Here is a 21,097-nt window from a genome sequence, read left to right as displayed (position 1 = left end):
CGGGTGCGGCCTGTGTCCATTTAGCGAAAAGGATTGAGAAAAATGTGAGCAGTAGTAGGACTACAACTTCTATGGAGACTAAATAAGAAATGAACTGGGCCCCACATCCAAACGTTAGCTCAATGAAGCATTTGAAGGCAGCCGCCCCAAAAGCCGGCCGCCTTTTTCCTCATCTAACGGGTAGGAAGGTTCCAATTTGCGGTATATCAATTTAATGACGTTTTCCAAGCAGAGGTGCTTATGAATCCTGCTCGCGACACCTAAATCCAGGCGCTGGCTGGCCGTCCTTCCGCGTGGTTACTATATGCGCCGTCCTTCTAGCACAGCTTGAAGACGGTCCAGGTTCTGCTCGTTGCTGTCCGGGCAATATGATTTTGCTTGCTGGAATAAGTTTTCGTCTTTGAACTGTTGACGGAATGTCACACGCGTCCGACCGGCCATATCGGTAAATGTTGCCGTCAACCTGAATTCAGGAGTGCCTTGATGCTCCAGTACGATGCGTTTCCCCGACTCGATTTCGATGAACTTGTTCTCGTTCGGATAATCCTTGCCGTCCGGTCCGTGAAAGGTAAAGCGCCAGAAGCCGCCCTCGCGGAAGTCGAATTCGTGGAATGTACTTGTGAAGCCGTTAGGCCCCCACCACTGCGCCAGAAGCTCCGGTTGCGCCCACGCCCGGTAAACATCTTCGCTCGGGAAGTAGTACAAACGCGTATGAGCAAACTCCAATTGGCCGGGAATCAGATCGGCGTCGTCTTCCGCAGCAACCGCATCTCCGCTCTGAGCAAGCGAATGACCCAGCAGCTCTAGCAGCTCCCTTGACCCGTGTTCCCGATTCTCCACCGCATCGAGCCCATCGAAGAAGGTGCCTTGCTCCGTAAAGGTCAGCTTCGTGCCTCCGTCCGTGTCTGCAAGCTCAATCGTAGTAATGGACACCGAGAACCGCACGCCGTTAAAGTCCATTATGTACGTATAAACAATCCGCTCAAGCGGAACGATCTCCTGATAAGTCGCGTCAAATGTGAACAATCCGCCGTCCGGCGTTTCGCCGCTGCTGAATTCCCGTCCGCCTACCCGGAATTCGAACACTTCCGGCTTCGTGAACCAGCGTGCTTTGGCTTCAGCGTCAGCCATTGCTTGGTATACCTGCTCCCTGGATGCCGGATACGTTTTTTCAATTACAAATGTTCCATGTCTTACGAATTTTTCTTTCATGCTCTTAATCCTCCTTGTGTTCTTTTTTTGTAGGGTTTGTTCCCTCATTCCCGCCTGCTAAAAACATTCCCAGCAGGCCCAAGCGTTGCTCCCAACTGTGTTGACGATTCAGGATCGGCTTCTCGTAGTCGTTCTTCATCGCTTGCAGCAGTGTGGTGAAATCGTCTACCGTCACCTGCTGCTTTCCTTTCATCAACTTAGATACGTGCCTCAGCTGATCAAGTAGCTTCTGCTGCCGCCGTATTTGCTCTTGCGCGCGCTCGATCTGCATATCGACGACCTCGAGCGGGTCAATTCCGGGGCCCGTTAGTGCAGCTTTCACTTCGTCGAGCGACAGGCCCAACTCCTTCAGCGATATAATTTGATAGAGTCGTGACAAATCATCGTCGTCGTAGAGCCGATGTCCCGATTCCGTGGCAGCCGACGGCGAGAGCAGTCCAATCTGGTCGTAGAAGCGCAACGTACGCACGGTTAACCCCGTCAGCTTGGCCAGATCCCCGACCTTCCAATATGGTTTCATGATCATCTCCGTTCTTTGTCGCTAGCTTGATCCCGGTAGCCTGATTATAAAACCTTACGTAACGTAAGGTGCAAGCGATTTATTTTAATATTTTTCTCAAAATAAAAAACGTGATGAGATAACTTACATACAAACGTTCCGCTAACGGGAAACGTTAGTTCAATAACAATAAAAAGCAGTCGATCATTGTGACTGGCTGCTTTCATTCGTCTAACAGGCTGAAGGGCGTAATAACTGAATATATCTATTCGTCACCTTTTATCGTTTTTTCTTATCAAATATTATGTTTATGTAATTACTTAAAGGATGGTGGTTTTATGTTAGTGGAGAGTCCAAGCATCATACTGGTCACCGGAATCATGGCTAGTGGAAAATCTACCGTAGCGCAGTTACTTTCTGAACAATTTGATAATTCGGTACATTTACGTGGAGACATTTTTCGGAGAATGATTGTAAATAACCGCAAAGAAGTTCGTCCTGATTCAGGAAGTGACGAGTTCGATCAGCTGAGGCTGCGATATCAGCTCGCTGCTCTGTCAGCGGAGATGTACTATAAGTCGGGATATACAGTTGTTGTACAAGATGTTGTCATCGGACCACTACTTACTGATTTCATCTCATATATTAATAACCGCCCATTGTATTTAGTAGTGCTATGTCCAAACACTGCTGTGGTTGCAACGAGAGAGGCAAACCGCACAAAGAAAGGTTATGGGATATGGAGCGTTGATGAGTTAGATCGCGTACTGCGAAATGAAACTCCACGCTTGGGACTGTGGTTGGATTCATCAGATTTGTCCCCTGAAGAGACGGTTAATGAAATTATCAAGCGGCTAAAAAATGAGGCAGTAATAGAATAAACTATTACGTTAACGGGAAAAGTAGTTCAACAAATCAATGAGCATTCTGTAGTTTGGGAAGCTGATCATTTTTCGTTGAATTGTCGTTTGAGTAAATGGTTTTTTTTACAAGTTGCAATTGCTTATTGAAACATGTTATATTTTTATTCCGGCCGCGAGACGGACGGTAAGAAATTGTTTGATCTTTGAAAACTGAACAACGAGTGAGTAATGCGAAGGTTTTTGGTGCATGTCGTATGACTGTATGAAAACCGGAGCGACATTGAGATATTTTATCTCGTCAGATTCAAAATGAGCTAATCGCTCTTTTCAATACCTCAGATGATTTTCATCACGATTAACCTCGTGACCGAAATTCATCTTTATTGGAGAGTTTGATCCTGGCTCAGGACGAACGCTGGCGGCATGCCTAATACATGCAAGTCGAGCGGAGTTGATAGGAAGCTTGCTTCCTTGATGCTTAGCGGCGGACGGGTGAGTAACACGTAGGCAACCTGCCCTCAAGCTTGGGACAACTACCGGAAACGGTAGCTAATACCGAATACTTGTTTTCTTCGCCTGAAGAGAACTGGAAAGACGGAGCAATCTGTCACTTGAGGATGGGCCTGCGGCGCATTAGCTAGTTGGTGAGGTAACGGCTCACCAAGGCGACGATGCGTAGCCGACCTGAGAGGGTGATCGGCCACACTGGGACTGAGACACGGCCCAGACTCCTACGGGAGGCAGCAGTAGGGAATCTTCCGCAATGGGCGAAAGCCTGACGGAGCAATGCCGCGTGAGTGATGAAGGTTTTCGGATCGTAAAGCTCTGTTGCCAGGGAAGAACGCTTGGGAGAGTAACTGCTCTCAAGGTGACGGTACCTGAGAAGAAAGCCCCGGCTAACTACGTGCCAGCAGCCGCGGTAATACGTAGGGGGCAAGCGTTGTCCGGAATTATTGGGCGTAAAGCGCGCGCAGGCGGTCATTTAAGTCTGGTGTTTAATCCCGGGGCTCAACCCCGGATCGCACTGGAAACTGGATGACTTGAGTGCAGAAGAGGAGAGTGGAATTCCACGTGTAGCGGTGAAATGCGTAGAGATGTGGAGGAACACCAGTGGCGAAGGCGACTCTCTGGGCTGTAACTGACGCTGAGGCGCGAAAGCGTGGGGAGCAAACAGGATTAGATACCCTGGTAGTCCACGCCGTAAACGATGAATGCTAGGTGTTAGGGGTTTCGATACCCTTGGTGCCGAAGTTAACACATTAAGCATTCCGCCTGGGGAGTACGGTCGCAAGACTGAAACTCAAAGGAATTGACGGGGACCCGCACAAGCAGTGGAGTATGTGGTTTAATTCGAAGCAACGCGAAGAACCTTACCAGGTCTTGACATCCCTCTGACCGGTACAGAGATGTACCTTTCCTTCGGGACAGAGGAGACAGGTGGTGCATGGTTGTCGTCAGCTCGTGTCGTGAGATGTTGGGTTAAGTCCCGCAACGAGCGCAACCCTTGATCTTAGTTGCCAGCACTTCGGGTGGGCACTCTAAGGTGACTGCCGGTGACAAACCGGAGGAAGGTGGGGATGACGTCAAATCATCATGCCCCTTATGACCTGGGCTACACACGTACTACAATGGCCGGTACAACGGGCTGCGAAGCCGCGAGGTGGAGCTAATCCTAAAAAGCCGGTCTCAGTTCGGATTGCAGGCTGCAACTCGCCTGCATGAAGTCGGAATTGCTAGTAATCGCGGATCAGCATGCCGCGGTGAATACGTTCCCGGGTCTTGTACACACCGCCCGTCACACCACGAGAGTTTACAACACCCGAAGTCGGTGGGGTAACCGCAAGGAGCCAGCCGCCGAAGGTGGGGTAGATGATTGGGGTGAAGTCGTAACAAGGTAGCCGTATCGGAAGGTGCGGCTGGATCACCTCCTTTCTATGGAGAATCGTCTTCTGCGATGAAGACATTCAAATAAGCAGCTCAGCTGCAAACTTACTCACTCGTTGCTCAGTTTTGAGAGTTCAAACTCTCAAACACATGCTCGTAACTTTCGACCGACACATTCCGTGAACGGCCCGAAAGCAAACGAGATTGTTCCTTGAAAACTGGATATCGAAACGAAAAATGCGAATTAGAACATTCCTTTTCGGATGAATGCTCATTCGGTTCAAGCAACCGATGAACAATCATCCTAGCTGAACTTGTGTCAACAAGTTTATACATTAGCGAAGATTGCATGAGCGAATAATTGGGATTGAACGACTTTTGGCTTTGCGAAGCAAAACAAGGGGAGTGAAAGCCCAAATATGAGCGAAACGGTTAAGCTACTAAGAGCACACGGAGGATGCCTAGGCGCTAGGAGCCGATGAAGGACGTGGCGAACAACGATACTGCCTCGGGGAGCTGTAAGCAAGCTTTGATCCGGGGATGTCCGAATGGGGAAACCCAGCTGGCGTAATACCCAGTTACTCTTGTCTGAATACATAGGGCAGGAGAGGCATACCAGGGGAACTGAAACATCTAAGTACCCTGAGGAAGAGAAAACAATAGTGATTCCGTCAGTAGCGGCGAGCGAACGCGGAACAGCCCAAACCAGGGAGCTTGCTCTCTGGGGTTGTGGGACGTCTCACATGGAGTTACAAAGGAGCCGGTTAAACGAAGAGGTCTGGAAAGGCCCGCCATAGAAGGTAAAAGCCCTGTAATTGAAAGTTGGTTCCCTCCGAGACGGATCCCGAGTAGTGCGGGGCACGTGAAACCCCGTATGAATCCGGCAGGACCATCTGCCAAGGCTAAATACTTCCTAGCGACCGATAGTGAAGCAGTACCGTGAGGGAAAGGTGAAAAGCACCCCGGAAGGGGAGTGAAATAGAACCTGAAACCGTGTGCTTACAAGAAGTCAGAGCCCATTTTAGGGGTGATGGCGTGCCTTTTGTAGAATGAACCGGCGAGTTACGTTCCCGTGCAAGGTTAAGGTGAGAAGCCGGAGCCGCAGCGAAAGCGAGTCTGAATAGGGCGACATAGTACGTGGACGTAGACCCGAAACCGGGTGATCTACCCCTGTCCAGGGTGAAGGTGCGGTAACACGCACTGGAGGCCCGAACCCACGCACGTTGAAAAGTGCGGGGATGAGGTGGGGGTAGCGGAGAAATTCCAATCGAACTCGGAGATAGCTGGTTCTCCCCGAAATAGCTTTAGGGCTAGCCTCGGAAAACAGAGTCGTGGAGGTAGAGCACTGATTGGGTGCGGGGCCCGCAAGGGTTACCAAGCTCAGTCAAACTCCGAATGCCATAGACTTACTTCCGGGAGTCAGACAGTGAGTGCTAAGATCCATTGTCAAAAGGGAAACAGCCCAGACCATCAGCTAAGGTCCCCAAGTGTGTGTTAAGTGGGAAAGGATGTGGAGTTGCACAGACAACCAGGATGTTGGCTTAGAAGCAGCCATCATTGAAAGAGTGCGTAATAGCTCACTGGTCGAGTGACTCTGCGCCGAAAATGTAACGGGGCTAAACACACCACCGAAGCTATGGCTTGGATCGACTTCACTGCTTCTTTGAGGCGGTGTTTACCACTAGGACATTTTTGTCAGGCAAGAGAAATAATCTTGAATGACCAAATGCTTCCCAGGGGATAAACACAGGGCTTCGAAGCTGGAGTGAAGTCGATCCAGGGGTAGGGGAGCGTTGTATAAGGGTTGAAGGTGTACCGTAAGGAGCGCTGGACATTATACAAGTGAGAATGCCGGTATGAGTAACGAAAAGATCAGTGAGAATCTGATCCGCCGAAAGCCTAAGGGTTCCTGAGGAAGGCTCGTCCGCTCAGGGTAAGTCGGGACCTAAGGCGAGGCCGAAAGGCGTAGTCGAAGGACAACAGGTCGAAATTCCTGTACCACCGTAAATCGTTATGAGCGATGGGGGGACGCAGTAGGGTAGTGACGCAGGCTGATGGATGCCTGTCCAAGCAGTGAGGCTGGTTAGTAGGCAAATCCGCTAACCGCAAGGCTGAGCTGTGATGGGGAGTGAAAATTACAGTAGCGAAGGTCATGATCTCACACTGCCAAGAAAAGCCTCTAGCCAGATGAAGGTGCCCGTACCGCAAACCGACACAGGTAGGCGAGAAGAGAATTCTAAGGCGCGCGGAAGAACTCTCGTTAAGGAACTCGGCAAAATGACCCCGTAACTTCGGGAGAAGGGGTGCCCCGGTAGTGTGAATAGCACGAGGGGGCCGCAGTGAAAAGGCCCAAGCGACTGTTTAGCAAAAACACAGGTCTGTGCGAAGCCGTAAGGCGAAGTATACGGGCTGACGCCTGCCCGGTGCTGGAAGGTTAAGGGGAGCGGTTAGGGAGCAATCCCGAAGCTGTGAACCGAAGCCCCAGTAAACGGCGGCCGTAACTATAACGGTCCTAAGGTAGCGAAATTCCTTGTCAGGTAAATTCTGACCCGCACGAATGGCGTAACGACTTGGGCGCTGTCTCAACGAGAGATCCGGTGAAATTTTAATACCTGTGAAGATGCAGGTTACCCGCGACAAGACGGAAAGACCCCATGGAGCTTTACTGCAGCTTGATATTGAATTTGGGTACGATCTGTACAGGATAGGTGGGAGCCTGAGAAGCATGAGCGCCAGCTTGTGTGGAGGCACCGTTGGGATACCACCCTGATCGTATCTAGGTTCTAACCTGGTGCCCTAATCGGGTACGGGGACAGTGTCAGGTGGGCAGTTTGACTGGGGCGGTCGCCTCCTAAAGAGTAACGGAGGCGCCCAAAGGTTCCCTCAGAATGGTTGGAAATCATTCGAAGAGTGCAAAGGCATAAGGGAGCTTGACTGCGAGACCTACAAGTCGAGCAGGGACGAAAGTCGGGCTTAGTGATCCGGTGGTACCGCATGGAAGGGCCATCGCTCAACGGATAAAAGCTACCCTGGGGATAACAGGCTTATCTCCCCCAAGAGTCCACATCGACGGGGAGGTTTGGCACCTCGATGTCGGCTCATCGCATCCTGGGGCTGAAGTAGGTCCCAAGGGTTGGGCTGTTCGCCCATTAAAGCGGTACGCGAGCTGGGTTCAGAACGTCGTGAGACAGTTCGGTCCCTATCTGTCGTGGGCGTAGGAAATTTGAGAGGAGCTGTCCTTAGTACGAGAGGACCGGGATGGACGTACCGCTGGTGTACCAGTTGTTCCGCCAGGAGCACCGCTGGGTAGCTATGTACGGACGGGATAAGCGCTGAAAGCATCTAAGCGTGAAGCCCCCCTCAAGATGAGATTTCCCAGTATGTAAGACCCCTTGAAGACGACGAGGTAGATAGGCTGGGGGTGGAAGTGCAGCAATGCATGGAGCTGACCAGTACTAATCGGTCGAGGGCTTATCCAAGAAATGCAGGTTCTAAGATCGCAAGTTTCGTTTCGAATCCAGTTTTCAGAGAGCAATCTCTGGGCTTGAGAATAGGCTGTCCTTTAAGGGCTGATGTTTTCTCGCAGCGATTTCGAGAAGCGTAGGCTTCGAAAAATCATGTTTGGTGGCGATGGCGGAGGGGTTCCACACGTTCCCATCCCGAACACGACCGTTAAGCCCTCTAGCGCCGATGGTACTTGGACCGCAGGGTCCTGGGAGAGTAGGAAGCCGCCAAGCGAAACCCCTTGTGGGGTATTTTTTTTGCCTATTTAATTGAGCGATGTTATGTTCTGAATTTATTGTTCTATAACTACATCGTCTTTAAAGCCGTTCCAATAAGGGAACGGCTTTTTTAAAGAAAATATGACCATCCATTAACACCCTCGGTTGTACGCATGATTTCAATAATAATTCCTCATTTCCTATTTCTGTTCTTCTCCCTTTTCTACAGCGTGAGCAATGCTTATCTCCACAAAGTTCAGCACTTCGTCGGATACGGGGTATAGTCCTGACTCTGCTGTAGGGAGCTTTCTCACTTCCCAAAACTTCTCCATCAATTTCTCGTCTCCATTAAAGGTTTCGTGTGACAGCTTCATTAACTCGCAGGCAATGTTATAACCTTCCTCAGATTTAGGTGGAATAGATTGCTGTATACACCACTCAATTCGGCGCAGCAAAGAGGCATATTGCTGAGTGGTCTGGTCGTTACGGTTGAGATGGGGCAGAGCATTTTGTAGAAATGCACTTTCGTCATCGTTGAAGTAATCGATCCACTGTTTGGAAATGGGTTGTACGTCATGGACCAGATGAGAAACCCGATCCCAGGAGAGGGTACCTTCTAGATCAATCATGTTGATCAAAGACGTAGTATTTGCAATACTGCTCTGAAGAGAAGTGAGCTGCTCCTGAAGATGATTATGGTGAGCGATGAGAATATGACGAAAAGATAGCTTATCTATTACTTTCTGAATGTCATCGAGCGGTAGTGATAGTGATTTAAGCAACGTTATCTTTTCGAGCGTGAATAAGTCTTCCTCCGAATAAAAACGGCGGCCGTTATCTTCCTTATAACTCGGTGTAAGAAGACCAATCTGATCATAATAACGCAGGGTTCGAACAGAAATGTTCCTCTGCTTGGATACTTGTCCTGTTGTCCATCTATTCATGTTTCTTCGTTCCTCCCGAAAATAATGCTTGCAGGTGACGTAACGTCACCTAATAACATTAAATTATATCACAGAGGATTGAGGGATTAAGGATGACTGGTACGGAAATGTGGAAGAAGATGGATCATTGGACATGGCGTGAGTTTACTACTTTGCTTGCGCTTGAATTTGTATTCGTTATATTCGTTATCAAATATCCAGTACAGTCCATGTATGAGCGATGGTTGGGGAATACGCTTTACTCAGGAACTCTTACAGGGCTTACGATCGCGATTGTACTTTGGTTAGGATTATATTTTATAGCTTTACGACCCAAGAAAATGTCCTGGACAGAGGTAGGCGTAAAGGGATTTCCTGCGAAAGACTGGTGGCGGATTGCGTTATGGATACTCATTCTCATCATATCCAGTGTGGCGACGCTCTATCTCACGAGTTTTCTTGGGAATACGATGGACAACAGCAAAACAGAGAGTCTAAAGCAACATGTCACTATATGTACTATGATTATTGGTATTGTGTCGGCAGGAATCGTGTCACCCTATTATGAGGAGATATTTTACCGTGGATTTATATATCGTTGGCTGCGGACTCGTGTTAGTATGAGATGGGCGATTGTGATTAGTTCGCTAATCTTTACGTTTGCCCATTTTCCCACTGTGAATGCCATGCCCGTCAATTTTATCAGTGGAGTTGTATTTGCATGGACCTATGAACGTACGGGATCGGTCGTGCCTGCTATGATCGTACACGGTGTGTTTAATACCATTGCCGTGTTGTTAACAGCGATGAGTTAAGCCCGCTACTCAAGACCGTCAATTTTCATGGGGCAAAAACGTTTAGTACCATACCAAGTCGCTATTTAGCGGCTTTTTTTTGTTATGAAGGAACTTCCCCCATCTGGGGACATGAATGCTATATACCATAGATAAGAACTTTAGGCTTCGAGGTCGACTCTTTGGTTGTGTAAGAGCTGGGAAGCGGGCTGGACTTATGCAGGGGGAGGTTCCTAGCCTTAAATAATAAATTGTATTCCTTCTTGAGGAGGATGGGAAACAAAGGAAAAAATAATATGATATACAAGTAAATAATTTGATGCTGAGGGATGAGGTTCTATTATGAAAAAGAGACGAAGTTCACGAACACGGTTGGTACCATGCATCAATACATAAAAAGGAGTAGAACCAAATGAAATTGAACATATGGAGACCCGTTATATTGTTTGGTATGTGCGTGATTCTTTTTTTCAACTTCTCGCTTCCGGCTCATGCAGCAACGAAAATGGAAACAGAAGCTACGCCTTCCGGCATTCCCTATAACCGGCTTGAGCAGGAAGTGGATAACTACGTAAATTCCCATATTGGAAAATCAACGCCTGGCGCTGCGGTTGTCGTCACCAAAGGGAATGAGATCATTTTCTCCAAGGGCTATGGATATGCCGATATCGATCGAAAGACGTCTGTGGACCCCTCTTCAACCGTCTTTGCCTACGGCTCCATGAATAAAGCGTTCGTCTGGACTTCGATCATGCAGATGGTGGAAGCAGGAAAAATGAAGCTGGATCAAGATATTCGGACCTATTTTCCTAAAGAGGTTGCAGATCAGCTGCGTTATGACAAGCCAATTACAATGCTTGATATTATGAGCCACACGGCTGGTTATGAGCAGCATCCGCTCAGTACATTTACGCTGTCGAAAGAGAACCTGACTTCACTGGAAGAGACCGTACTATCCAACCAGCCGAGACAAATCTATGATCCCGGTAAAGTCATCGCCTATTCCAACTTTGCAACAGCGCTGGCTGCCTTGGCAGTGGAGAAGGTGAGCGGAGAGTCCTTCTTCGACTATGAGATGAATCATATCCTTAAACCCTTAGGGATGAAGCGTAGTTCAGGACATCCTGCGTTAGCGGATCACCCGGATTTGCTGCAGGCAAGAGCGACAGGTTACGCGGCGAAGCCGGGCGGCGGATTTGAAGCTAGAGAACGCTATTATGTTCCTCTATATCCTGCGGGAGGGATGGAAGGAACGGCAGAAGATTTAGCTCGTTTCGTCATGGCCCTTAATACCACGGATAGTCCATTATTCGAGCACCCGGATACCGGACGGACGATGCTCTCCCGAAGTTATACTCCGAATGAAGCGATTCTGTCCAACGCCCACGGATTCTGGGAATATCGGGCAGTGCCGCACGTTGTCGGACATAGCGGGAATGTTAAGGGTTTCTCCGGCAACTTTGCTGTCGTTCCCGAAAATCAGCTCGGCATCGTGGTCTTAACCAACATGGAGATCGAGCAGGAGCTTACGTCTGGGATTATTAATCTGCTGATTCAAGAACCAACCAAAGAAGGGGATCTATCCGTACCCGCTACCGAGTTGGCCCCATCCGAGAAACTGGCCGGATATTATGTACAGTCAGGGGGCACTTACTCTACGTATCATGAGGTCATTAACTACCTTGGATTAATTAAGGTGCAGCCCAAAGGGGAGCACGATCTTATTTTAAGCGTTATGGGAATGACGGGAGAACTTAAACAAACAAGTCCGAATGTATTTCAATTTTCCAAGTCGGACCATTCAAGATTTGAAAGATTGGCACCGATTCTGTATGCTGAAATTTCCGATGATCGTGTAATGCGATTGAGCAAAGGGATTGCCACGGATATATTGCCGATCAAGGGAAGTCGGTCGCTTCCCGCTCTGATTTTTTATTTAGTATGGGCTCTTTTATCGATCCTATTTTTTCTGTTGGCTCCATTGGTTATACTGATTCGGTGGCTCCTGCGTATAAGAAAGAGGACTCCGCTAACAATGAACCATTTTACGTCTTCCTTTATCTTGTCCGGGACCATTTTGGTTATTAACGTCCTGTATCAGCTGGTAAACGCAATGTTTAATGAAGACGTAACGGTGGAACAAATGAACTTGGGGGTATCGATCAATTGGATTATGACCTTGCTTGCCATCGTACTGTTTGGGGTCTCCATGGTAAAGGACAGTAATACTTCGAGATCGACATGGAGCAAAGTATCTCACGCTGTCGCGGGAAGTTTGTTTATCGGCTTCACTTTAATTCTAGCCCATTGGAACTTTTTTAATTTTATTCCGTGAGGTAACTGTCACTGTTAATGGGCACTGAGTTTATCAGTGTCCGTTTTAGTTATATATCAGAGCCGTGGTTGTATGGTCATAAGGGGAATAGAGCTATCAGACTCGAGTGTGTTATAGTATGGGCAGGGTTTCAGCCTAATAAGCTGTAATCCATGAAAATGCGTCTTCGTGAATCGGCGCGTTTTTCCATAACTAATAGGGGGAGTAGATTTGAAGAAAACGTTATTTAAAATCCTTGGTGCAACGCTCATCGCATCCGTGGTGATGATACCTCCATCATGGCCGGCGGATGCTGCATCAGCCTCGGTAATGCAACCGTGGGATAAAGCACAGGAACATGTCGAGCTTTACCAAATCTGGTTCGCGGACCGGGCAGAAAACGGGCTGATTCCGGTACGCCAAAAGCAAAAATGGGGATTCATCAACTACCAAGGGAAATTTGTACTCAAGCCTCAGTACCAATTAGCCAGAGAACCTTTTTATCAAGGCGTAGCGGTGGTGAACAAAAACCAGCTGATTAATAGGGCTGGGAAAGTTGTATTTCAGGACAAAAACATTGAATACATAGGTAGTTTCAACGACGGACTTGCCATTGCGAAGAAAAAGGGGAAAATAGGGTTTATGAATACGAAAGGAACCTTTGTTATTGCTCCGTCGTATGAGGAAGGAACCGGATTTTATAATCAAGTGGCATTTGTGAAAAAGGACGGGAAATGGGCGCTCATTGACACTAATGGCAAGACGCTTACGCCGTTTAACATCGAAGCGAAGGAGTTTGGACCTACATACGGTAAATTCGGGCTTTATCCCGTGAAGATCGACGGCCTTTGGGGCTGTATCGACAATAAGGGCAAGATGGTCATTCCTGCTGAATTTGAGAGTAAGGTAGAGTTTACAGAAAGTGATATTGAATTTGGTCTATACAAAGACAGTCACAGCGCGATCATTCAAAAAGACGGTTCGATCATCCATTTGGACAAAAATTATCGTGCTTTCGGCGAGCCGCAGGCCGGATTGTGGAAAGTGCAGTGGGGAGGCGAAGGGATTATCGACGTGACCGGGCATGTTGTGGTTGAACCGCAAGATGAGCAGAAGATCATTCTGTCGGGAGATGGTAGCTATGCGGTAAAAGAGATGAGCGAGAAAGATATAGGTTGGAAATATTACAACAAGAATCAAACTGCGCTATCCGATACATATTTTGCGGATGCGAAAGCATTCTCGGAAGGTCTGGCAGCAGTCAAACTGGATCAGAAATGGGGATACATCACAAAGCAGGGTCAGATCAAAGTGCCTAATCAGTATGAGGAAGCAAATCTTTTTCTGGGCGGCAGCGCCGTTATACGTAAAGGCGGAAAGTATGGTCTGATTGGACAAAAAGGCGAGATGATCGTTCCTGCCAAATACGATGAAATGGTTCCGCTTGTCCAACATGACGGCTTTATCAACAGTTCCTCGGAAAAAGTCACGACCTTGAATCCGTTATATAGAGTCAAACTAAATAATAATATCGGCATCTTGGATAGCCGTGGAAAAATCGTTATGGATGTCAAATACCCGGATTTGTATCTCGATTACGTCGAATATTTTCATGATATCGGTCCGATAGCAACTGTCTGGTATACGGTGAACGCCAAGGGCGACATGATATCCACTTCAATCGACATCCAAAAGGGCAAACGTATATTTCCGCAATACAGTTCGGTTTATTATCTTGGCGATGGCATGTACAGCGGCTTCCCGCTGGCGAACCCATCCAAATACGCTATTTTTAATGCAAACGGAAAAACGGTCTTCTCCTCAGGAATCGACGGTTGAGATTATTTGCGTCAATTCCATCGTAAAATCCCCAACAAAAAGAGCTCGCGTCCAGCGCGGGCTCTTTCCATAACTTCTCTCAAGTCGCCACCGGATTCTCCATATAACTAATCCAGTCGCTCTTCCCTTTTACAACGGCAAGGGAATGTTTCTTTTTATCATAAAAGGGATCAATTTGCGAAATGCGATCGTGCTTGCAGCCTGTCCATCCCGTTGATATGCATCATAATCGTTCTTGAAGGTTTCCTGCATTTCCTCCGATAAGTGGCGGATGTATCGATGCGCGCATTCACGTATCTGTTCAGGTGAGCCGAAATCAACCACCAGGTCTAAAACGTCAAGCACATAGAATTCCATTGGATTCGCCTGCGGCAAAAACCATCCAGTCTGGATGACCTCCTCAAGGATCTCCTCAAGATTAGTCTCATACTTGTCCATCAATGGAGCGACCTTATTTTGAATCAAGGTGATTATTTCTGCCAGTTCCCGCTCTCGGGTGGCTTCCTTGGCCAAATTCCATACCTTGCCTTTGTCCCGGAAGCTGCTCAAGCTGATCTCCCAGTATACTTTTCCGCTGTCCGTATTTATGATTCGGGAATTGGTATTAAACTCCAAATAACTGCCGGCCACATTGGAAGAGTGACTTGAAAAACGTACCTCAGCTGTAAAGGGGCCCACGTGCTTGACCATGCTCCGCCTGGATTTATAATATTTGAACCCGCATGGCGCGCAGGCCGCAGCAATCCTTGAGCAACATTCCCGAAAAATATCCTTGCCGGTTTGGTGATCCGCCATATCTATTCCTCTCCTTTTTATTTATTTTATAAAGGGTAACATGTTACAGAAATCTTGGCTTTCCTTGTAAGCTCTTAAACTTTGTATTATTACGCCCAAACAGGCCTACGGTTTCTATTTCTTTCCTCTCATTTGTCTTTCTTGCATGTTGTGCTCCGCTTTATACCATCTTCGCAGCTCTTGTTTCGTCCATAAGGTCATCATGTTTCCTTGATTTCTTAGGCATGAGAAAGAGCCGTTCCTCCATTAATGCACTCCTGAGAAGATCTGGAATCTTATGGCCAATCGGCAACATGGACAACGAAGCCTGGACATTCTCCAAGACGTTTAGTGCCGCTGCTAAGCCTGATTTGGTTTTCGCAGATCAACATACGCTAACTGGCGATGATGTGACCTATTCCACAACGTTCCAGTACGATAGCCAAACGAAACGAAATCTCCCGACTCAGACGACAGAGTGGGTGAGCGAGGGTGGTCGTTCTGGTGAGAAGTTGACTACGTCTATCACATACGATACAAACGGTATGGTGACGTCCAAAAAACAAAGCACAGGACAGGAATCCACCTATGCGTACGAAACGGGCAAAGCTCCTTACCATTGGATCAAACCTGTACGAATTACCACTAAAGTGAACAGTACGTTGGAGCGGTATACTGAAACAACATACAACAATCAAGGAGACATGATACAGACCACCACCAAAAACGGATATGGAGGGCAAGTGCTTTCTGACTCGGAAGTAAAGCTCGATGACAAAGGCCGCGTCATTAGCACAACCGACAAAGGTGGTACGCTGGCCAAAGATCGTACAGCAACATTCAGCTATCAACCGAATGCAGGGCATTTGTTGGAATCGACATCGATGACCGTGCATGATGCTGCTGGCAAAGCAGAAACTTTGGTGGAGTTGTATAGCTATACGTCTGCCGGTGAACTGGAGACAACGACGAACGCTGCTGGAGAACAGGAAACCAATCAATACGACAAGGCAGGGCGTCTAGTTCAAATTACGCATGCCGACGGTACGCAATCGACGACCGCATACGATGATTCCAATAACATCATTACAAGCACATCGCCAGACGGCATTGTGACTTCCGAGCGTTACAATCCGTTAGGTTTGCTTGTAGAAGAGCAAACTGCAGACGCGACATATAAATATGCTTATGATGGCGAAGGAAACGTGACGGCTTCGGAAGATGCCGAAGGGAATGTGACGAGATATGTGGTCAATGCGTTTGGGCAAACGACAGAGACCCAATATCCGGATGGAACCACGGATAAAACAACGATTGATCCTGTTGGACAAACCGTAACGATTCAGGATGCTTCCGGATACCAGACTCGTGAGAAAATGGACTTGTTGGGACGGACGACAGCAGTAGAGGAATATCGGAACGGCCATTTGTACCATTGCAACAAAACGAGTATGATCTTAGCGGAAACGTGACTGCTTCCATTGATGGTAATGGGGAGCGGACGACCTATACGTACGATGCACTTGGACAAATCGCAACGGCAACAACGCCCAAACAAGAAACCAGCCGTTATTTCTACAGTTATCAAGGGCAGGTGACCCAAGTGGTATCTGCCAACGGGCAAAGGGTAACCAAACAGTATGATGAATTGGGTCGGATCATAAAGCAAACACCACCTAAGTTGGATGGTTCTGCGACAACGTATTATTATGATAAAAAAAGCAATCTGATCAAAAAGCAGGATCGGCTCGGGAAGATCACCGAGTACACGTATAACAGCGACAACATGCTTACGGGTTACAAAGGCCCGGATACGTCCGTATCGTATACGTACGACGAAATGGGACGTAGAACGTCGATGACGGATGATCACGGCAAAACGACTTATTCTTACCGTGATACGGACGGTATGCTCAGTGGGCTGACCTTCTCGGATGGTACCCAGCTGGAGTATGAAAACAATACCCAGCAGCGTTTGGGATATACCCTTACTGATGCGAAAGGACAATCCTTGCGGGTACACGGTGAACTGGACACGATGAACCGGGTCACTTCCATGGATATCTCCTCGGGAACAGGGGGCGCTTCAACACTCGCAGCATCGGCTCAGACGCCTGTAGATCGAATGACCTTTAGCTACGCGTCGAACAGTTTGCTGGAAAACGTATCGTTTGGCAAAGGCCTTAGTACCAGTTATCAGTTCGATGGTTACGATCTGTCAGGAGTCACCGTTTCACAAGGAACGACCGCTATCCATCAATTCAACTATGAATACGATGGAAACAAAAACATTACGTCCCGAACTCAAAATGGGACAAGTGATCAGTTTACGTATGATGAACTCAGCCGCATTCAAACGGAAGCTGGTTCACAGAAGGAAACATACACGTACGATTCCAATGGCAACCGATACAGTACCGGCAGCGGTAAGGTATATGGACTGAAAGATGCAGAATATACGTATGATAGTCAAAATCGATTGGTTAAAGCGACCGGGGAAGGCAAAACAGTAACCTATAGCTATAACGGGGATGGTTTGCTGTATGAACGCAATGAAGGAGACAAATCCACCCGTTATTACTACGATGAAGAAGCCAAACTGATGGCGGAAGCTAAAGTGACTTCTGGGAAAGCTGAACTGACCTATGCCTATATCTATGACCTATATGGACAACTATGGGCACGCCAGGACAAAAAAACTGGAAAATTGGAATACTACCAATTCAATGGGCACGGTGATGTGGTCGGACTTGTGGATGAGGCCGGACAAGTGTTGAACGAGTACACGTATGACATCTGGGGAGGCCCGCTCACAACGGATGAATCCGTTCCGAATGTTCTCCGTTATGCGGGCGAGTATTGGGACGAGACGGTAGGACTTCAGTACTTGAGAGCTCGTTGGTATGATCCTGGTATGGCACGGTTTATTGGCGAGGATACGTACGAAGGTGAACTTAATGATCCGTTGAGTTTGAACTTGTATTCGTATGTAAGCAATAATCCGTTGAAGTATGTGGATCCGAGTGGTCATGTCGCTTGGTTAATTCATGGGACATGGAGCGATAAGGATACTTGGACTAAGGATTTTCGTAGTTATCTTGAGGGGATGTTAGATGAGTCTGTTACGAGACTAAGTTGGAGTGGAGATAATAATGTTTCAGCTCGTGATGAAGCAGCAAAAGATATAACAGATAGAATATACAAATATTACTTATCTGATCCTACGGAACCAATCAGACTTATAGGGCATAGTCACGGGGGAAATGTTGCAATTATGGTAGCCAACAATTTGGCTGATTTAGGGGTTCATGTTGAAACATTGATCACTATAGCTACTCCAGTACGTGAATATCAACTGACAACAAAAGTTGGGCAACATCTACAAGTATATAACAGTTATGATATTGTTCAAAATAATGGAGGTAGCATTAAAAAGAGTGCGAAAGCAAAAAGAACTTTTGAAAATGCTCTAAATATCGAAGTCATACTTCCAGAAAAAGAGAGAGAATTATATTGGAAAGGGCAGGGAATCGTAAATCATTCCTCTATGCATAGTAATGTTAATGTATGGAAGAAATATATTGAACCGAAACTGAAATGACAGTGATAGTTCTAAGAGTTACGGAATTTGGAGGTGACAGAATGTCGATATGGATTAAATATATTTGGATCGCCACTACGTTCATTAATTTCTCCGTATTTATATGGTTTTTATTAAGGACAACATCTAATTTTCAAAAATCACTAGACTTGATTGGCATGCCGATATTGTTATTTTATGGTATACCTTCCTTAATTATTGACATTATTTCATTTATCATTCTGATAAAGAAATGGAATTCCAATTTGAACGTATCTACCATGATTTTGGGAGTGGTGTCCATCCTTGTATTATGGTACTTTGTCCCAGCCTTTATAAACGCTGTACAACACACTGCAGGACGGTAGAAAGTAGAGCCACATGTGTAAGTTTTTTTAAACAGCCGGCTAATTAGCCGGCTGTCCTTTAATGTCGAGGGACTGGAACATTGTTCCATTGCCAAAAGGACAATAACATGGTGTCATTTCGGATTATTTTTTAATAAAATTGATGCAGAACAAAAAGCAATAGATGGCTTCTGGCTAAATATAAACAATTATAGAATCGAAGATGCAGATGAATTCAACGAAGTTTTTCCAAACTTTGATCCAGAATTAATAGAAGTTTATGTTAAAAGCATCTCTTTCACTAATGATAATTACCCAGATTATGACTATAACCATGTGATTTTAATCGTTCCTATAATGTATAACCAAGATAAAAAAGGAATTTATAAAATATTGCTTACTTTCGATGGGAAGTAGAAGACGATTTTTTTATCATAGAAGGTCTCTAATGAAGCACAGTACCTATTGGTGCAATGTTAGTTAATTTCTTTACCGATGGTCCTTTCTGATTTGGTCTGAGCAATATTTGGAGTGTTTATCCTAAATGATATTAGGAGGGGAGTACATGAACAAGTTTGATATTGAAAAATTTTATGATAAGAATAAAGCGAAAGCGGTTAACATGCTATTATCTTTTATGGATATTGAGGTTAGAGAACACATGGTTAGTGACATTGTTTACTTTCTAAATAACGCTTCTTTAGGAGAAGAGTTGGAATTAACTGATCATTTTGTCATTAAAAAAAGTGATTTTGAGGTAATTATTTTAAACGAAACTAATGAAATTTTTGCGCAAAATCCAGAAGATAGCAGGGTGTATATAGAAATTACTTCTTTATTGTTTTTAATAAATCAAAAAATGTCATATGGGTTGAATCAAGTGAAATCAATTTTGAAACTTAAATAACGCCCTGATGAAATTTATTTAGCGCCGTAAATTCGGAGGGACAAACTTTGAGTAATACTTATTTGAAAAAATTTCATAAAGTCAAAAACAGCTGGCGATCTTTGATTGTTGTACTGAGAACGAGGAAATTCTGTTTGCATATGATTGAGAGTAATTTATGTCATGAATCAGAAGAAGATAAAAATTTCATTCTTTCAAATCAAGTGATTGTGAGTGATGAATGGATTATCCTTGGCGTAAACTTGGGCTATATTAACGAAATCATTTGGTATAAAACGAAAACGAAGACGGATCTTGAGCGTGCAATGTGGATTGACAATTTCTTTAGATGTATCGTTCTTCCTAAAGGCGCCGAACTGGCTCAGTTCGATTATCTGTTCTATATGATCGAAGATGAGGATTCACCAGTTTTAGTTGTTTTCGATCAGAAATCAGACTTTAAGCATGTAGTTTTACCTAAGATAAAGCACTATCTAAGGGCATCCAATATAAAAAGCTATAGTAATTGATATTCTGGACTTAAACTGCCGATGTGAAAATGCCAAAAGGCCCGCGATCTTCACGGGCCTTTGTATTGTATATACTGTTTCTACCTCTCCCCCGTCGCCACCGGATTCCCCTCATAACTAATCCAATCGCTCCAGCTTCCGGCATACAGTTTCACATTTGTATATCCGGCTTCTTCCAGCGCGATCACGTTCGGGCAGGCGGAGACGCCGGAGCCGCAGTACACGATGATCGGCTCATCTTTACCCAAGTTGCCAAAGCGTTCCTGCAGCTGCTCCACGCTAAGCCAGCGGCCTTCGGGGCCGAGCACGTCTTTCCAAAAATAGTTCACCGCGCCCGGAACATGTCCGGCCTTGGCGTCGATCGGTTCCTCGAGCCCCGCATAGCGGCGGGCATCGCGGGAGTCGATCAGCACGGCTGAGCCGTTCGCCGAGGCATGCTGTGCATCCTCTACGCTGGCAAGCATGTGCGGCTGCACGTTCGCATCGAACGTGGACGGAATCCGCACAGGCACGTCCGCAGTTACCGGGAACTTGGCGTTTTGCCAGGCCGTGAAGCCTTCGTCCATGACGTAAGCTTGTTCATGGCCCAGGTAACGGAGCAGCCACCAGAGCCGGGCGGCGTTCATGCCGCCTTGATCGTCGTAAGCGACGATGCGGGCATTGGAGCCGATGCCGGCTTTGGTCAGCCGCGCAGCGAGTTCGGCCGGGTCGGGCAGCGGGTGACGCCCGCCATGGGTTGAAACGGGAGCGGACAGATCCTGCTCCAGGTCGAGATACACCGCCCCTGGAATGTGGGCTGTGTCATAAGCTTCTTTGCCGGCATTCGGCTGGCCGAGCAGGAACCGGCAGTCGACAATGACGATATCCGGTTCGTACATTCTGGCGAGCAGCCAGCGCATGGACACGATATTTTTCATAACATACACCGCC

At 46.8% G+C, this 21,097-nt stretch carries 13 protein-coding genes and 3 rRNA genes; 11 read left to right on the top strand and 5 right to left on the bottom strand.

Annotation, left to right across the window (positions count from 1 at the left end):
• Nucleotides 1-300: 300 nt before the first annotated feature.
• Both SNR34_RS23360 and SNR34_RS23355 read right to left on the bottom strand, forming a co-directional pair.
• A complete protein-coding gene (locus tag SNR34_RS23360; RefSeq protein WP_486180276.1) occupies nucleotides 301-1,212 on the bottom strand; it encodes an SRPBCC family protein in 912 nt (303 codons plus the stop codon).
• A gap of 4 nt (nucleotides 1,213-1,216) precedes the next feature.
• Nucleotides 1,217-1,732 carry a MerR family transcriptional regulator gene (locus SNR34_RS23355; RefSeq protein ID WP_339273954.1) on the bottom strand — a complete coding sequence of 172 codons (516 nt, stop codon included), beginning with the start codon at nucleotides 1,730-1,732 and terminating at the stop codon, nucleotides 1,217-1,219.
• A gap of 317 nt (nucleotides 1,733-2,049) precedes the next feature.
• On the opposite strand from SNR34_RS23355, the gene SNR34_RS23350 reads away from it, so the two are divergent.
• From SNR34_RS23350 to rrf, 4 genes are all read left to right on the top strand, one after another.
• Nucleotides 2,050-2,592 (top strand): AAA family ATPase, encoded by a 543-nt coding sequence (locus SNR34_RS23350; protein WP_236415820.1) that lies wholly within the window; start codon nucleotides 2,050-2,052, stop codon nucleotides 2,590-2,592.
• A gap of 362 nt (nucleotides 2,593-2,954) precedes the next feature.
• Nucleotides 2,955-4,506: ribosomal RNA gene (locus SNR34_RS23345) — 16S ribosomal RNA — on the top strand.
• Nucleotides 4,507-4,888: 382 nt separating this feature from the next.
• Nucleotides 4,889-7,937, top strand: a 23S ribosomal RNA gene (locus tag SNR34_RS23340).
• A 141-nt stretch (nucleotides 7,938-8,078) separates the two neighbouring features.
• Nucleotides 8,079-8,195: ribosomal RNA gene (gene rrf / locus SNR34_RS23335) — 5S ribosomal RNA — on the top strand.
• Together the 16S, 23S and 5S rRNA genes form the textbook arrangement of a ribosomal RNA operon.
• A 185-nt stretch (nucleotides 8,196-8,380) precedes the next feature.
• Here the strand turns inward: rrf and SNR34_RS23330 are convergent.
• Nucleotides 8,381-9,124 carry a MerR family transcriptional regulator gene (locus SNR34_RS23330; RefSeq protein WP_339273953.1) on the bottom strand — a complete coding sequence of 248 codons (744 nt, stop codon included), beginning with the start codon at nucleotides 9,122-9,124 and terminating at the stop codon, nucleotides 8,381-8,383.
• Between the two features lie 92 nt (nucleotides 9,125-9,216).
• Here SNR34_RS23330 and SNR34_RS23325 point away from each other — a divergent pair, with 92 nt between their 5' ends.
• The 3 genes from SNR34_RS23325 to SNR34_RS23315 all read left to right on the top strand — a co-directional run bounded on the left by SNR34_RS23325 (nucleotide 9,217) and on the right by SNR34_RS23315 (nucleotide 14,050).
• On the top strand, nucleotides 9,217-9,918 hold the full coding sequence (locus SNR34_RS23325; RefSeq protein ID WP_486180275.1) for a CPBP family intramembrane glutamic endopeptidase: 702 nt from the start codon (nucleotides 9,217-9,219) through the stop codon (nucleotides 9,916-9,918).
• Nucleotides 9,919-10,309: 391 nt separating this feature from the next.
• The gene (locus SNR34_RS23320) at nucleotides 10,310-12,232 is read left to right on the top strand and encodes a serine hydrolase (protein WP_486180274.1); all 1,923 of its coding nucleotides are present in this window, start codon (nucleotides 10,310-10,312) and stop codon (nucleotides 12,230-12,232) included.
• Between the two features lie 210 nt (nucleotides 12,233-12,442).
• Entirely contained in the window at nucleotides 12,443-14,050 is a 1,608-nt protein-coding gene (locus SNR34_RS23315; protein WP_486180273.1) for a WG repeat-containing protein, read from the top strand.
• 129 nt (nucleotides 14,051-14,179) lie between these two features.
• Here the strand turns inward: SNR34_RS23315 and SNR34_RS23310 are convergent, their stop codons facing one another.
• Nucleotides 14,180-14,563: a hypothetical protein gene (locus SNR34_RS23310; protein ID WP_486180272.1), complete on the bottom strand. Its 384-nt coding sequence runs from the start codon at nucleotides 14,561-14,563 to the stop codon at nucleotides 14,180-14,182.
• Nucleotides 14,564-15,069: 506 nt separating this feature from the next.
• On the opposite strand from SNR34_RS23310, the gene SNR34_RS23305 reads away from it, so the two are divergent.
• The 4 genes from SNR34_RS23305 to SNR34_RS23290 all read left to right on the top strand — a co-directional run bounded on the left by SNR34_RS23305 (nucleotide 15,070) and on the right by SNR34_RS23290 (nucleotide 20,167).
• On the top strand, nucleotides 15,070-16,296 hold the full coding sequence (locus SNR34_RS23305; RefSeq protein ID WP_486180271.1) for a hypothetical protein: 1,227 nt from the start codon (nucleotides 15,070-15,072) through the stop codon (nucleotides 16,294-16,296).
• Nucleotides 16,293-18,425, top strand: a complete 2,133-nt coding sequence (locus SNR34_RS23300) for an RHS repeat domain-containing protein (protein WP_486180270.1) — start codon at nucleotides 16,293-16,295, stop codon at nucleotides 18,423-18,425. The genes SNR34_RS23305 and SNR34_RS23300 overlap by 4 nt, the downstream gene beginning before the upstream one ends.
• Before the next feature lie 891 nt (nucleotides 18,426-19,316).
• Nucleotides 19,317-19,658 (top strand): hypothetical protein, encoded by a 342-nt coding sequence (locus tag SNR34_RS23295; protein WP_486180269.1) that lies wholly within the window; start codon nucleotides 19,317-19,319, stop codon nucleotides 19,656-19,658.
• 47 nt (nucleotides 19,659-19,705) lie between these two features.
• Nucleotides 19,706-20,167 (top strand): hypothetical protein, encoded by a 462-nt coding sequence (locus tag SNR34_RS23290; protein WP_486180268.1) that lies wholly within the window; start codon nucleotides 19,706-19,708, stop codon nucleotides 20,165-20,167.
• Nucleotides 20,168-20,247: 80 nt separating this feature from the next.
• On the opposite strand, the gene SNR34_RS23285 is transcribed toward SNR34_RS23290, so the two are convergent.
• Nucleotides 20,248-21,084 (bottom strand): sulfurtransferase, encoded by an 837-nt coding sequence (locus SNR34_RS23285; RefSeq protein ID WP_486180267.1) that lies wholly within the window; start codon nucleotides 21,082-21,084, stop codon nucleotides 20,248-20,250.
• Nucleotides 21,085-21,097: the final 13 nt, after the last annotated feature.

This window comes from Paenibacillus sp. XP01 (assembly GCF_057364885.1).
The sequence above is the reverse complement of the archived record's forward strand: the minus strand, read 5'-3'. Positions and strand labels throughout refer to the sequence as shown.